The organism is bacterium (assembly GCA_035945995.1).
Lineage (GTDB): Bacteria > Sysuimicrobiota > Sysuimicrobiia > Sysuimicrobiales > Segetimicrobiaceae > DASSJF01.
On the sequence record DASYZR010000143.1, the window covers coordinates 50,192 to 64,165 of the forward strand.

The following is a 13,974-nucleotide window of genomic DNA, read 5'->3' on the forward strand; positions in this document are numbered from 1 at the left end:
CGTGGCGTCACGGCCGGGCGGCCGCGTCCTCGCCGTCTACGGCGCCGGCGCGCTCGGCGCGAGCGTGCTGCTGCAGACCATCCTGCTGTGGCTCGTCTACTTCTACGCGCCCCCGGCCGGGCAGGGCGTCACGCGCCTGGCGCCGGTGCTGGTCGGCCTTGCGCTCGCCGCCGGCCGGATCGTCAATGCGATCAGCAATCCGCCGATCGCGTACTGGAGCGACCGCCTGCGCACGCGGTGGGGGCGCCGGCGGCCGTTCATTGCCGCCGGTGCGCCGGCGCTCGCGGCGTGCTTCGCGCTGCTGTGGCTGCCGCCCGTCGGCGCGGCGGGACTCGTGTACACCTACACCGCGCTCACACTCGCCGGGTTCTTCTTCTTTTTCTCGCTCGTGATGAACCCGTACGCGGCGATGCTGCCCGAGATCACGCCCGGCGGCGCCGGGCGGGCGGCCGCGGCATCCTGGCAGGCCGGCGCGTCGCTCGGGGGCGTGGGGATCGCCATGATCGCGTCCCCGTGGCTGATCGTCCGGTGGGGGTTCGGCGCGATGGGCGCCGCGCTGGCGGCGTTCGCGCTGGTGTGCCTCTGGACGGTCGGCGCCGGTGTGCGTCCCGCGGTCGAGACGGCCGCGTCTCCACACCGTCCCTTCATCTCGGAGATCGCGGGCGTGCTGCGCGACCGCGCGTTTTCGATCTACCTGCTGACACTTGCGCTCCTCTGGCTCGGCACGAGCATGGTCAACACGACCGTCGTCTATGTCGTGACGGTGCTGATGGGCCTGCCGCGGGGGCAGGTCCCGGTGGTCCTCGGGGCGGCGTTCGTGTGCACGGCGGCGGCCTTCGGGCCGCTCGCCCGCGTCGCGCGGACGGCCGGCACGGCCCGCGCGCTCATGTGGACGCTCGGCGCCACGTCGGTGGTCGTCCCCCTGATCGGCACCATCGGCCTGCGCGGGATGCCGTTTACGCCGCCGCTCCAGGGCTACGCGCTCGTCATCCTGGCCGCCGTGCCGCTCGCCGGGCTGCTCGTCCTGCCCAACGTGCTGCTCGCCGACATCGCGGAAGCGGACGGCGCGGCGACCGGCGAGAGACGGGAGGCGATGTTCTACGCGGTGCAGGGCCTCGCGCTGAACGCGGCCACCGCGGTGGCGTCGGCGCTGCTCGGCGCGCTGCTCACCCTCGGGTACAGCGCCGGCCACGCGCTCGGACTGCGGCTTATTCCCGCGGTGGCGGGGGCGTGTACGCTGCTGGCGCTGCTGGCGTTTCGGAGCTACCCCCGCGGCGCGGCCGCAGCCCCTCGAGATGCGCCGTCTCGTTGAGCACGACGACGCGCGCGGTGCCGCGGTCCCACTCGATGACGTTGATCGCCGCGTTGTCCTGGGGCAGGCCGCGGTAGGCCTCGAGCGGCGAGCCGAGCACGCTGAGCAGGATCGTCTTGTTCACCGCGCCGTGCGCGACCGCGGCCAGCGCCGCATCGGGGTGCGCGGCAACGAGCCCGCGCACCGCCGGGAGGACGCGCGCACACACGTCGAGGATCGTTTCGCCGCCCTCCGGGGCCGCGTGGAGCGGGTCGCGCCGCCGCGCCGCGAGCCGGTCAGGATAGCGCGCCGCGACCTCGGCGGTGGTCATCCCTTCCCAGTTGCCGAGCGCGATCTCTTTGAGCGCGTCCACGGTCACGACGGGCAGTCCGTGCGGGGCGGCGACCGCGAGGGCGGTGTCGAGCGCCCGCCGGAGCGGGCTGCTGTAGACCGCGCGCAGCGGCACCGCCGCGAGGGCCTCCGCCAGCCGCTCGATCTGTGCGCGGCCGGCCTCCGAGAGCGCGCTTTCGCCCTGCCCCTGCAGGCGGCCTTCGGCGTTCCAGCCGGTTTGTCCGTGCCGGATGAGGAAGAGCCGGGTCAGCGGGACAGACTTTCCCGCAGCGCGGCGGCGGTCGGCTCCGAGGCCAGCGAGGACGGGTCGTCGTCGGGAACGGCCGCGGCGGCGGGCGGTGGAGCGTCGAGGTCCGGCGAGACAGCGTAGTCCGGCGCCGCGCCGTCGTGCATCCCGGCCGCCGCGGTCTCGTCCGGCGCCGGTTCGGGCGCGGGGAGCTCCGGGACCGCCGAGTCCATCGCCCCGGTCGCCGTGTCGAGATGGTCCTGCATCGCCGTGCGAAACTCGTCGTGGGCGCCCCGCACGGTACTGCGGAAGTCGCGGATCGAGCGTCCGAGCGAGGCGCCGAGCGACGCGAGCTTGGACGGCCCGAAAATCAGCAGCGCGATCACGAAGAGGATGAACAGTTTCTCCGGGTTGTCGAACATCGAGCACCTCGTCTGTCTCAACGCAAGCGCACGCCGGCCGCCGCGTTCCCGAAAGCCATTGTAGCGTACGGACCGCTGGACTCGGAAGGTCCGCCCGGCTACCCGGCCGGCCGCCGGCAGTTGCCGGTGCGGCGCGGCCGGGCCGGCGATCGCGGCGACATCGCGGCCATCGCCTTGCCGGCCGGCTGTGCCGCCAGCACCAGCTCCGCCGCGTGTCCGCGCGGATCGGCGCGCCCCGTGCCGGCGGCGAGGTACTGCTGGTAGTAGCGCTCCACGGTCCGCCGGTTGATGCGGAACGTCGGCGTGCGGTGCGGCCGGAGCGCGCCGCTGAACGTGCGCGGAATATGCAGCAGTTCGTGAATCAGGATGCGGTCCTGTTCGTCTTCGGGGAGCCGGCTGAACTCGGGCTCGATGATCTCGACGACGTAGGCCGGTCCGATCTCCAGGACCTGCTGCCAGAGACTCGGCAGTCCCCAGATCCGCGCCCATGCTTCCGACGTAGAGCCGTACCCGCGCACGCAGAAGACGCGGGACGGATCGACGTGCGAAAAATCCAGGGCGCCCACGATGCGGCGCAGGCGGTCATGGGTCCGGCGGCAGAGCTCCCAGCGCATCGCCGGCGGCTAGCGACCGGCCGTCCCGCGAATGCGGGAGGCGAAGGTGGCGGGCGGCTTGCGGCCGAGGTCGCGGAGCAGCAGGATCTGGCCCCGATGATACCCGAGGTGCTCGAGGTAGTGCAGCAGCGCCCAATACTTGTCCGGCTGCCCGGCCGAGGAGAGCCGTCGGGCGCCGCCCGGCACCGGCGCGGCGAGGTCCGCGGCCCCCACCCCGGCCAGCACGCGGCGCGTCAGCGTCCGTGCCGCGTCGACGGCGCGCAGCACGTCCTCGCGTACGGGCACATCATGGACGAACTCCGCGTCGCGGACGCGGTGCGCGGGAACGCCGCCGATGACCTCGCCGATCCACCACCGCTCGCTCCCGGCGAGATGGCGCAGCAGGATCGCGATGGAGTTGAAGCCGGGCCCGGGACTCCACTGGAAGAGCTCGTCGTCGACGTCGCGCACGGCGGCGAGGAGGGAGTTCCAAACGTCGTCGAGATGATCTTGGATTGCCGCGACACCGGTGTCCATCGCGCCGCACCTCCGGCGGCCGGGACCCGCCGCCGCCCGGACTCTTCGCCGCGCGGGGCGCCTCCCCCCCTGCGACGCTGGCTACGCTTCCGCGGCGTCCTCGCGCGTCACGATCGGCGCGATCGCGGACACGCGATCGCCGGCGTCCAGCCGCTTGATCCGCACGCCCTGCGCCGCGCGCCCCTGCTTCGGGATCCCGCCCACGCTCAACCGGCTCACGATCCCGCGCGCGGTGATGACCAGCACCTCGTCGCCGTCGCGCACCGCGCGGACCCCGACCACGGATCCCGTCTTCGGAGTGAGCCGAATGTTCTTCACTCCGCCGCCGCCGCGCGACTGCAGCCGGTAGTCCCGAAGCGGCGTCCGCTTGCCGAGGCCCAGCTCCGTCACAACCAGCAGGTCTTCCCCGCCGTCGCTCGTCGCCATGCCGACGACCGCGTCGTCCTTGCCGAGCCGCATGCCGCGGACGCCGTGCGCGGCGCGTCCCATCTCGCGCACGTTCGCCTCCTTGAAACGGATCGCCTGGCCGCGCCGGCTGGCCAGCACGACTTCCTGCTTGCCGTCCGTGAGCCGGACGCCGATCAACTCGTCGCCTTTGTCCAGCGTAATCGTCACGATCCCGGCCCGCTTCGCGTTCAGGAACTCCATCAGTCCGGTCCGCTTGACGTACCCGCCGGCGGTGGCGAAGAAGAGGTACCCCGTGTCCTCGAACGAGCGGATCGGGATGATCTCCGTGACGCGCTCGCCCTGCGCGAGGCTGATCAGGTTGACGACGTTGGTGCCCTTCGCGGTGCGGCCGGCCTCCGGCACGTCGTACGCCTTGACGCGATACACCTTGCCGCGGTTGGTGAAGAAGAGCACGAACGCGTGGTTCGTCGTCACGGAGACGATCTCGACGTAGTCCTCTTCCTTCGTCTCCATCCCCATGACGCCCCGGCCCCCCCGGCTCTGCCGGCGGTAGGTGTCGAGCAGCAGCCGCTTGATGTAGCCCTGGTGCGTCAGGGTGAGGACGACGTCGGCGTCGGGAATGAGGTCCTCTTCTTCGAACTCCGCGTCCTTGCCGGTGATTTTGGTGCGGCGGTCGTCGCCGAACTTCGTCTTCACCTCGGCCAGCTCGCCGTTGATGATCGCCATGAGCCGGCGGGGATTCTTGAGGATGTCCTCGTAGCCCGCGATCGCTTTGATGAGCTCCTTGTACTCCTCGTCGATCTTGTCGCGCTCGAGGGCCGTCAGCCGCTGGAGGCGCATGTCGAGGATCGCGTCGGCCTGCGTCTCGCTGAGCTTGAACTGCTTCATGAGGCCGGCGCGCGCCGACGGGACGTCCTTGGCGCGGCGAATCAGCGCGATGACCTCGTCGAGATGCCTGAGCGCGATCTTGAGCCCTTCCAGGATGTGGGCCCGCGCCTTGGCCTTGCGCAGCTCGAACTCGGTGCGGCGGGTGACGACGGTCTTGCGGTGCTCGATGTAGTGCGTGAGCATCTGCCGCAGCGTCAGCACCCGCGGCACGCCGTCGACGAGGGCGAGCATGATGGTCCCGAACGTCGTCTGCAGCTGCGTGTGCTTGAACAGCTGGTTCTGGACGATCTGCGGGTTCACGTCGCGGCGCAGCTCGATGACGATCCGCATCCCGCGCCGGTCGCTCTCGTCCCGGAGGTCGGACACGCCGTTGAGCTTCTTGTCGCGCACCAGCTGGGCGATCCGCTCGATGCACGCCGCTTTGTTCACCATGTAGGGCAGCTCGGTCACGATGACCGCCAGGCGGCCGCCGCGCAACTCCTCGATCGTCGTCTTGGCACGGATGACGATGCTGCCGCGGCCCTCGAGGTACGCCTGCCTGATGCCGTCCCGGCCGAGGATCAGGCCGCCGGTCGGGAAGTCGGGTCCCTTCACGGTCTTGAGCAGGGCCTCATCCGGCAGCTCCGGCGTGTCGATCAACGCGGCGAGCGCATCGACCAGCTCGCCGAGGTTGTGCGGCGGGATATTGGTCGCCATGCCGACCGCGATGCCGCTCGCGCCGTTCATGAGGAGGTTCGGCACGCGGCTCGGCAGCACCACCGGCTGCCGGAGCGTCTGGTCGAAGTTGGGCTCGAACGGGACGGTTTCTTTGTCGATATCGGCCAGCAGCTCCATCGCCATGCGCGACAGCCGGGCCTCGGTGTAGCGCATCGCCCCCGGCGGGTCGCCGTCCACGCTGCCGAAGTTGCCCTGGCCGTCGATCAGAGGATAGCGGAAGCTGAAGTCCTGGGCCATTCGTACGAGGGCCTCGTACACCGGGACGTCGCCGTGCGGATGGTAGCGGCCCATGACGTCGCCGACGATGCGCGCGCACTTCTTGTAGGGCCGGTCGGGCGGGAGCCCCATTTCGTGCGCGCCGTACAGAATGCGGCGCTGCACCGGTTTGAGCCCGTCGCGCACGTCCGGCAGCGCGCGGCTGACGATGACGGACATCGCGTAATCAAGGTACGAGGCCTCCATCTCGGCCTCGATGCGCTGCGTGATGATCTTCTCGTCCCCGGCCATGGCTCAGATGTCCAGGTTGCGGACTTCCTTGGCCTTCCTCTGAATGAACTGCCGGCGCGGCTCGACCTCGTCGCCCATGAGCGTCTTAAACACCTGATCGACCGGGCCCGTGCCGTTCATATCGGCCTCGTCGAGCTCGACCTGCATCAACGTGCGGGTCGAGGGATTCATCGTCGTTTCCCACAGCTGCTCCGGGTTCATCTCGGCCAGACCCTTGTAGCGCTGGACCTCGAAGTGCGCGCCGCGCTTCGCGAGCTGCTTCGTCACCTCGTCGCGCTCGTCGTCGGAGTAGGCGTAGTGCCGCTCCTTGCCGGCGGTGATCAGGTACAGCGGCGGCTGGGCGATAAAAACCTTGCCGTGCTGGAGCAGCTGCGGCATGTACCGGTACAGGAACGTCAGCAGCAGCGTCCGGATGTGGGCGCCGTCGACGTCGGCGTCCGCCATGAGGATGACGCGGTCGTAGCGGCGCTTGTCGAACGCGAACTCCTTGTCGATGCCCGTGCCGATCGCGGTGATGAGCGCCCGGATTTCGACGTGCCCGAGCATCTTGTCCTGGCGCGCCTTCTCGACGTTCAGGATCTTGCCCTGGATCGGCAGGATCGCCTGAAACTGCCGGTCGCGGCCGGCCTTCGCGCTGCCGCCGGCCGACTCGCCCTCGACGACGAACAGCTCGCACTTGGTCGGATCCTTCTCCGCGCAGTCGGCGAGCTTGCCCGGCAGGGTGCTCACGTCGAGCGCGTTCTTGCGGCGCACCAGCTCGCGGGCCTGGCGCGCGGCCTCGCGGGCCCGCGCCGCCTGGATCGCCTTCGCCACCATCCGGCGCGCGTCGCCGGGGTGCGTCTCGAGGTACTCGCCGAGGGCCTCGCCGACCACCGATTCGACGATCCCCTTCACCTCGGGGTTGCCGAGCTTGGTCTTCGTCTGTCCCTCGAACTGGGGCTCGGGCAGCTTCACCGACAGCGCGGCCGTCAGTCCCTCCCGGACATCCTCGCCCTGGATGGTGATCTCGCCGTTCTTGATCAGCCCCTGGCGGCGCGCGTAGTCGTTGATCATGCGCGTCAGCGCCGAGCGAAAGCCGACGAGATGCGTGCCGCCTTCCGTCGTGTTGATCGTATTGACGTACGTGTAGACGTGCTCGAGATACCCGGCGTTGTACTGGATCGCGGCCTCGACCTCGACGCCTTCGCGCGTACCGCGGATGGCGATCGGCCTGCTGAGTCCTTCCTTGTTCTTGTTCTGCGCCGCCACCAGCTCGGCGATGCCGCCCTTGTGCACGAACTCCTGGCGGTCGCCCGACCGCTCGTCGAGCAGCGTGAGCACGAGCCCGGCATTCAGGTAGGCCAGTTCGTCGAGGCGTTCGGCGATGATCTTCGCTTCGTACTCAGTCTCGTCGAAGATGTCGGGATCGGCCTTGAACGTCACGCTCGTCCCGGTCTTCGCCGACTTGCCGGTCACGCGCAAGGGCGTGACGCGGCGTCCCCGCTCGAACCGCTGACTGTACTTGTGTCCCTCCCGCTGGACCTCGACCTCCAGCCACTCGGACAGGGCGTTGACCACCGAGACGCCGACACCGTGCAGGCCGCCGGAGATCTTGTAGCCGCCGCCGCCGAACTTACCGCCGGCGTGCAGCATCGTCATCACGACCTCGACCGCGGGCCGGCCGACCTTCGGGACGTTGTCGACCGGAATGCCGCGCCCATCGTCGGAGACGGTGACGCTGCCCTCCTTGCGGATGACGACGTCGATCCGGCCGCAGAAGCCGGCCAGCGCTTCGTCGACGCTGTTGTCGACGACTTCGAACACCAGGTGGTGCAGCCCGCGACTGCCGGTGCTGCCGACATACATGCCGGGGCGCCGGCGGACCCCCTCCAGCCCCTCGAGAACCTGAATCTGCTGCGCGTCGTATGTGCTGTGATCCATGCGGCGTCTGCTCCCTGGGTCCGGCCGGGTCCCACCAAACGGGACGTGGCAGACCGCCACGCCCCGAAAAGTTTCTACAATTTATTGTACTGGAAAAGCCCGGCTGGGTCAATTGGCTGAAACCAGCGCCACGACTGGGTTTCAGGCCTCGGATGGCCCGGTATCCAAACCCGGTTGGGTTCACCCATCGGGGCGGCGCAGCTCCTCCCCGGCATTGGTAACCCGCCGCACGAGGGTTACGGGGGAGATCGCAGACTGGTAGACGCCTCCCGTGGTCACGACGATCGCCTTGCGGTCGCGGTGCGGCACCTCGACCCGCATCCGGCCCTGGGCTCGCGCGCGCTCCATAAATCGCTCGTTGTCGGCGCTTCCCTCCATCATCCGCGCGTCGAAAATGCCGACGATATCCGGTATCAGGAGTACGACGTCACCGCCGACGTGGACGTACACCGCTCAACCCCCGGCGGGCGGCGGTCCCTCGCCGCCGGCGGCCGGCTCACCGCCCGAAGCACCCAGCGGCCGCATCGTCAGGTGAATCTCGGTAATGACTCGATCGCCGGCCCGAGCGTTGAGCGCCTCGATCAGCGACGCCCGCTGCATACCGAGCTCGTAATAGACGGCCGAATGGTCCGTCGCAACGATCAGCGTGTGGCCGCGAACGCCGAGCGCCCGGGCGTGACAGGCCCGCACCTCTCCAATGACCTCGGGCCACGCATCCAGAACTCCGCCCAGCCGCGCGCGCCGCGGCCCGATCAGCGCCGACAACGCGTCGCCGAGCAACTCCTTAAGCGCGTACATCGGCGCCGGCGGCGACTGTTCCACCGCGGACGATCAAGGTCCGGAGGGAAACACCGGCGGGGAGCGGAGCGACGGTGTGCGTCAGCAGCACCTGCGGTTCTGCGAGTTCGCGCAGCAGCGTGATCTGCCGGGCAGGATCGAGATCGGCCAGCACGTCGTCCAGCAGCAGAACGGGCCAGGTCCCGAGTTCGTCGCGCAGCAACTCCGCCTCGCCGAGTCGCAGGCTCAACGCGGCGGTATGCTGCTGGCCGCGCGACCCGAAAACACGGAGATCGATGCCGTTGACGGTGATGCGGAGGTCGTCGCGGTGCGGTCCGATCAGGCTGGTCCGCCGGCGCAGCTCCTCCCCTCGGCGTGCCGCCAGCGCCCGCGCCAACGCCTTCGCGTCGGCGGCACGCGGGACGGGCCCGCCGCTTTCGTTCGCGCCGGCCCCCGCAGGGTGGTCGTCGGCGGTGCAGACATACACCGCGTCCAGCCGCTCCGCGCCGGCCGCGATGCGCGCGTGCCGCGACGCGGCCCGCGCGGCGAGCGCCCGCACGAACCCGCGCCGGCGCTCCACTACCGTCGCGCCCAGCGCGACGAACTGCTCGTCCCACGGCTCGAGCGCCGCACTCCCGGCGCCCTCGGCCAACAGCCGGTTGCGCTGCCGCACGACGCGCAGGTACCGGGTCAGCGTAAAGTAATACGATGGGCTCGCCTGGCTCAACGCCGCGTCCAACAAGCGGCGTCTCGCACCGGGCGCTCCCCGAACCACGTCATCGTCCAACGGACCGGCAAACACGACGCCCAACCGCCCAAGTAATTGCCCCCGCTGCACGGCCACACCGTTCACCTTCGTCCGTTTCTCGCCGGTGGTGCGGTCGACCGCGATTTCGAGCGTGTCCGCACGCGGACCGCGCACCTCGGCCCGGACGTACGCCCGGTCCTGCCCAAATCGGATCAGATCGGTGTCGGCCGACGCACGCGGACTCCGGCCCATCGCGGCGGTATACACGCTCTCCAGAAGATTGCTCTTCCCCTGCGCGTTCGCTCCGATGAGTACCGTCATGCCGGAGTCGAACACCAGGTCGGCGCGGCCGTAGTTGCGGAAATCGCGAAGCCTGAGTTCAGCGAGCCACAACCAGATACTCCTTCCCGGCCACGGCGACGCGGTCGCCGGACGCGAGTTGCCGCCCGCGCCGGCGCTCCACGGCGCCGTTGACCTTCACGGCGCCGCCCTGAACCATCTGCTTCGCCCGGCCGCCCGTGTCGGCGGCCCCGGCCCATTTGAGAAAATCGCCGAGGCCAATCCGGCCGGTCTCGATCGCGATCGCCTGCGGACCGGCGCTACGAGTAGACGCGGACCGGCGCGAGAACGTAGACATACTCCGAGGTGTCCGTCGGGTGAAGCGCGCCGGGACTGAGCGGTCCGGTCAGATCGAAGTGAACATCGGCCGCATCGATATTCGCGAGAGCGTCCATCAGAAACTTGGCGTTGAAGGCGACCGGGATCGCGTCGCCTTCAACGCGGACTTCGATATCCTCTTGGGCCTTGCCGACATCCGGCGTGTTGGACGAGATCGTGAGCGTTCCTTCGGCCGCGTTCAGCCTGACCACATTGGCCGAATCTCTGGCTGTAATACTGGCCCGGCGGACGCCACGGAGGAGCCGCTCCGTGCCGACCGTGATTCGTTGCTTGAACTCCTTGGGGATCACCTGCTCGTAATTCGGGAACTGGCCGGCGATCAGCCGTGATACAAACCGTATTTCGGGCAGCGAAAAGATGAGCTGGTTCTCGTGCGACGCCACGGTAACGTCGCCTTCCACCGTTCCGAGTACCCGGACCAACTCCGCCATCGTCTTGCTCGGGACGATCGCACCGATCTTGGCGCGGCTCCCCGCCATCTTTGCTCGGCGGACGGCAAGCCGTCCCCCGTCGGTGGCAACCAGATGTCCCTGCGCACCGTCTACAACGAGATATACTCCGGTCAAAAACGGCCGTGTTTCATCCGTTGAAACGGCGAAACTCGTTTGCCGAATCATTGTTCGAAGCAGTCCGGCATCCAACTTGACAACGACATCACCTTCTCCGGACGGCATGAGAGGGAAATCTGCGGCAGGAAGTCCCAGGATCTCGAACCGTACGTTTTCGGACGTTATTATAGCTTTTGATTCCCCCTCGGCTACGACCACCTCAACGGGACCTTCAGGAAGATTGGTTACAATATCCATCAAAATACGGGCTGGAAGAGTAACGGCACCACCTTCCGTGGTGGTTCCGTTTACATACGCCTCGATTCCGAGTTCTAGATCTGTCGCAGCCAATTTTGCGCCGTTTTTCGTTGTTTCAAGAAGCACGTTACCAAGAATTGGCATGCTGGCTCGAGGAGAAATAGCCCGACCAACCGTTTGAACAGCTCTGAGCAGGTGATCCTGGGAGCAGCGGAGGTGCATTCAGCCCTCCTTAAAGAGAACTTTTCATATATAAAATTCGTCGTAATAGTAATAGAACCTGTGGATTATGTGAATATCGGCAGGAATCCCCGCCTCAACGAGATTTCGGCCTGTGGATAAGCAGATTGCCAGGATTTGAGGGAAATGCACCTTATCCGGACGATTCCGCTCTCGACGCTGGGGATCCGTGGACAGTTCCAGTTTGATACACACGCTATCCGCGGCCGGCCCCCCGTTCAATCCGGAAGCTCTCCACAAGACTCTGGATCCCGGCGTTGAGATGGCTGTCTTCGAGCAGCGCATGCTTTACCCGGTCGCATGCGTGCATGACCGTCGTGTGGTCGCGGCCGCCGAACTCTTCTCCGATTCGGGGAAGCGAAGCATCGGTAAGTTCACGGCTCAGGTACATGGCGACTTGGCGAGGGAATGCGACGCCCTTCGTGCGACGTTTCGCTTTCATTTCTTCGATCCGGATCCCGAAGAACTCCGCGACGGCCCGCTGGATCGCCGGAATCGTCACCGGGCGGATCCGCGCCTGCGGGAGAAGCTCCTTGAGCACGTCGGCCGCAAGGTCCACCGAAATGGGGGTGCGCGTCATCTCCGCATGAGCCCGGAGCCTGCTGAGCGCCCCCTCGAGTTCCCGGATGTTGGAGGAAATGTGCTGGGCGATGTACTGCGCGACCTCGTCCGGCACGGCGATGTGGTCCTTTTCGGCCTTCTTTCTGAGAATCGCCACCCGCGTTTCGAAGTCCGGCGGTTGAATGTCGGCGATGAGGCCCCACTCGAAGCGGGAGCGCAGGCGGTCTTCCAGGGTCGGAATCTCGCGGGGAGCCCGATCGCTGCTGATGATGAGTTGCCGGCTCGACTCGTGTAGGGTGTTGAACGTATGGAAGAATTCTTCTTGCGTCCGCTCTTTGCCGGCCAGAAACTGAATGTCATCGATGGCCAGGACATCGACGTTTCGGTAGCGTTGCCGGAATTCGACCATCTTGTCGTCGCGGATGGCGTTGATCAGATCGTTCGTGAATCGCTCCGAGGAGACGTACATCACGCGCGCCGCGGGCGAATGCGCGAGGACGTGGTGGCCGATGGCTTGGAGGAGGTGCGTCTTGCCCAGTCCGACGCCGCCGTAGATGAACAGCGGATTGTAGTTGCGGGCCGGCGCTTCCGCGACCGCCTTGGCGGCCGCGTGCGCAAAGCGGTTGCCGGCTCCCACGACGAAGGTGTCGAACGTGTATTTGCCGGTCAGGGCCTGCCGGGCATCGGCCACGGTTGTGTGGGCGCCGCTGTCCGGTCTGGCCGTTGATTGCGCGGCCGCGGCCGTCCGGGGCGCTTGCGCGACCCCGTCGCCTTCCGAGACGATGAAACGGATGTCGACGCCCCGTGTCAGGACTTCCCGAAGCGTTTCCGCGATGAGGCCGCGGTAGCGGCCCTCAAGCCAGTCCTTGGCGAAGGTGCTCGGCACGGAAAACACAAAGACGTCCTGTTCCAACGCGAGCGGCCGCATGGCCTTGACGAACGCCTCGAAACTCGGCTTGCTGAGCTGGCTTTCAATCCTGGCTAGGGCTTCCTGCCACACCTGGCCGATCGTAATACTCTGCACGTCCATTCGTTGAGCCCCTCCAGCCGGTCGTTCACGCCGGGTTGTCGGTCTTGACTATGCCTTGAACACCGAGCCAAGGAACGCGATGCCTTCTTCCGTGAGCGTGCGCTTGCCGGGATCGGCCGTACCGACGGTGAGGAGGCGCAGGCGCTGCAGCGACTGGAGTTCGCGGAACGCAGTGCTTTGACTCATCCCGAGCTCCTTGGCGATCGTGGACGGGCCCGCCGCCCCGATCTCGGCGATCAGCAGCAGGATCTTCTTCTCCCGATCGGTCAGGCGGACGGCGGCGGCCGCCGCCTGGTCCGCGGTGGGTTGGTCCGGGACCGGCGCCGGCGGGGTCACCGCCGGCGGGGCACCGACCCGCAGGGTGACCACGGTGCCGCTTTTCAAGTTGTCTTCGATCGTAATCATGCCGCCCAGGAACGCCAGTTGTTCGCGCGCCACCGGCAGGCCGGATCCGACGCCTTTGATGAGCCGCCGCATCTCGCGCGTCGCCGTCGTGAACCCCGGTTCAAATGCCCGCTCTTTGTCACGAATTCCCGGCCCTTGATCCGAGATCCGGATCGTATTGCCGTCGTCCATGATCGTGACGACGGCGTCCTTGAAGTACGCGTGGATCAGATTTTCCAGAATCTCCTTGATGACGACGAAGGGAATGCGCCCGCCGCGTTCGCGTGCGTACCCGTGGGTGCGTGCCGACAGCTCGCCGATGAGTTGGTTGAAGTCGTCCGACGAAAGCGAGATGACCTGCGGCGGTGCAAGCGGAGAGTCGTAGATCGCCACGCGAACCTCAGGCGCCTGCGCCTCGCTCGGCGTCTCATCCCCCTGTTGAGACACAAGCCGCAGGAAGAAGTCCTGCATCGAGACGAGCCCCCCGCATGCGCCAAGAGAAATTTGGCTGCATGCGGAGGCCCTCCTTTGTTTGCGCCTGACGTCCCAGGCTTTTCGAACGTGCCAGTGACGTGCCGGGGTGCGGTCAACTCTGTGGAGAGAAGACGGCCGCGTTTTCAGCGATTGCCCGCGCGGTCCCTCACTGCCGGTGTGTGCCGACGTTGTCCCATACGGGTAACGGCGAGTGGACGGTGTTATCCACAGGTATGGAAGATGTTGTGGATAATCCCGTCCGACTCCTGCCGGGATGCCAAAAAACTCCACGATCTGCATGAAAAGGGAAGCGGTGTCCGTTGTTGACCTGCTGGCTACCGTGAAAACTGTGGGTAATATGCGTTAATATTCACAAGTTATCACCAATTTGGCGAAATTCTCCCACGAATCGGCCG

At 67.3% G+C, this 13,974-nt stretch carries 14 protein-coding genes; 1 reads left to right on the forward strand and 13 read right to left on the reverse strand.

Translation table 11 applies throughout. The features are described from left to right. The first annotated feature begins 1 nt into the window (after window position 1). Complete coding sequence (locus VGZ23_16450; protein ID HEV2359183.1) at window positions 2-1,312, forward strand: MFS transporter; 1,311 nt, start codon at window positions 2-4, stop codon at window positions 1,310-1,312. On the opposite strand, the gene VGZ23_16455 is transcribed toward VGZ23_16450, so the two are convergent. The 13 genes from VGZ23_16455 to VGZ23_16515 form a co-directional block, all read right to left on the reverse strand. Next, complete coding sequence (locus VGZ23_16455) at window positions 1,209-1,892, reverse strand: histidine phosphatase family protein (protein HEV2359184.1); 684 nt, start codon at window positions 1,890-1,892, stop codon at window positions 1,209-1,211. The genes VGZ23_16450 and VGZ23_16455 overlap by 104 nt on opposite strands. Further along, window positions 1,889-2,290 (reverse strand): twin-arginine translocase TatA/TatE family subunit, encoded by a 402-nt coding sequence (locus VGZ23_16460; GenBank protein HEV2359185.1) that lies wholly within the window; start codon window positions 2,288-2,290, stop codon window positions 1,889-1,891. The genes VGZ23_16455 and VGZ23_16460 overlap by 4 nt, the downstream gene beginning before the upstream one ends. Window positions 2,291-2,388: 98 nt before the next feature. Next, entirely contained in the window at window positions 2,389-2,904 is a 516-nt protein-coding gene (locus tag VGZ23_16465; protein HEV2359186.1) for a putative metallopeptidase, read from the reverse strand. A gap of 9 nt (window positions 2,905-2,913) precedes the next feature. Continuing rightward, complete coding sequence (locus VGZ23_16470; GenBank protein HEV2359187.1) at window positions 2,914-3,420, reverse strand: DinB family protein; 507 nt, start codon at window positions 3,418-3,420, stop codon at window positions 2,914-2,916. Window positions 3,421-3,501: 81 nt separating this feature from the next. Next, complete coding sequence (gene gyrA / locus VGZ23_16475; GenBank protein HEV2359188.1) at window positions 3,502-5,940, reverse strand: DNA gyrase subunit A; 2,439 nt, start codon at window positions 5,938-5,940, stop codon at window positions 3,502-3,504. 3 nt (window positions 5,941-5,943) lie between these two features. Then, window positions 5,944-7,860: a DNA topoisomerase (ATP-hydrolyzing) subunit B gene (gene gyrB / locus VGZ23_16480; protein HEV2359189.1), complete on the reverse strand. Its 1,917-nt coding sequence runs from the start codon at window positions 7,858-7,860 to the stop codon at window positions 5,944-5,946. 180 nt (window positions 7,861-8,040) lie between these two features. Then, window positions 8,041-8,310, reverse strand: coding sequence for an extracellular matrix/biofilm biosynthesis regulator RemA family protein (locus VGZ23_16485; protein HEV2359190.1), 270 nt, complete (start codon window positions 8,308-8,310; stop codon window positions 8,041-8,043). A 3-nt stretch (window positions 8,311-8,313) separates the two neighbouring features. Beyond that, window positions 8,314-8,658, reverse strand: coding sequence for a DUF721 domain-containing protein (locus tag VGZ23_16490; GenBank protein HEV2359191.1), 345 nt, complete (start codon window positions 8,656-8,658; stop codon window positions 8,314-8,316). Then, entirely contained in the window at window positions 8,645-9,778 is a 1,134-nt protein-coding gene (gene recF, locus VGZ23_16495; GenBank protein ID HEV2359192.1) for a DNA replication/repair protein RecF, read from the reverse strand. Before recF ends, VGZ23_16490 begins: the two co-directional genes overlap by 14 nt. Next, a complete protein-coding gene (locus VGZ23_16500; GenBank protein ID HEV2359193.1) occupies window positions 9,765-10,022 on the reverse strand; it encodes an RNA-binding S4 domain-containing protein in 258 nt (85 codons plus the stop codon). Before VGZ23_16500 ends, recF begins: the two co-directional genes overlap by 14 nt. After that, on the reverse strand, window positions 9,985-11,091 hold the full coding sequence (gene dnaN / locus VGZ23_16505) for a DNA polymerase III subunit beta (GenBank protein ID HEV2359194.1): 1,107 nt from the start codon (window positions 11,089-11,091) through the stop codon (window positions 9,985-9,987). Before dnaN ends, VGZ23_16500 begins: the two co-directional genes overlap by 38 nt. A gap of 214 nt (window positions 11,092-11,305) precedes the next feature. Then, the gene (gene dnaA / locus VGZ23_16510; protein ID HEV2359195.1) at window positions 11,306-12,700 is read right to left on the reverse strand and encodes a chromosomal replication initiator protein DnaA; all 1,395 of its coding nucleotides are present in this window, start codon (window positions 12,698-12,700) and stop codon (window positions 11,306-11,308) included. Between the two features lie 48 nt (window positions 12,701-12,748). Then, window positions 12,749-13,858 carry an ATP-binding protein gene (locus tag VGZ23_16515; GenBank protein HEV2359196.1) on the reverse strand — a complete coding sequence of 370 codons (1,110 nt, stop codon included), beginning with the start codon at window positions 13,856-13,858 and terminating at the stop codon, window positions 12,749-12,751. Window positions 13,859-13,974: the final 116 nt, after the last annotated feature.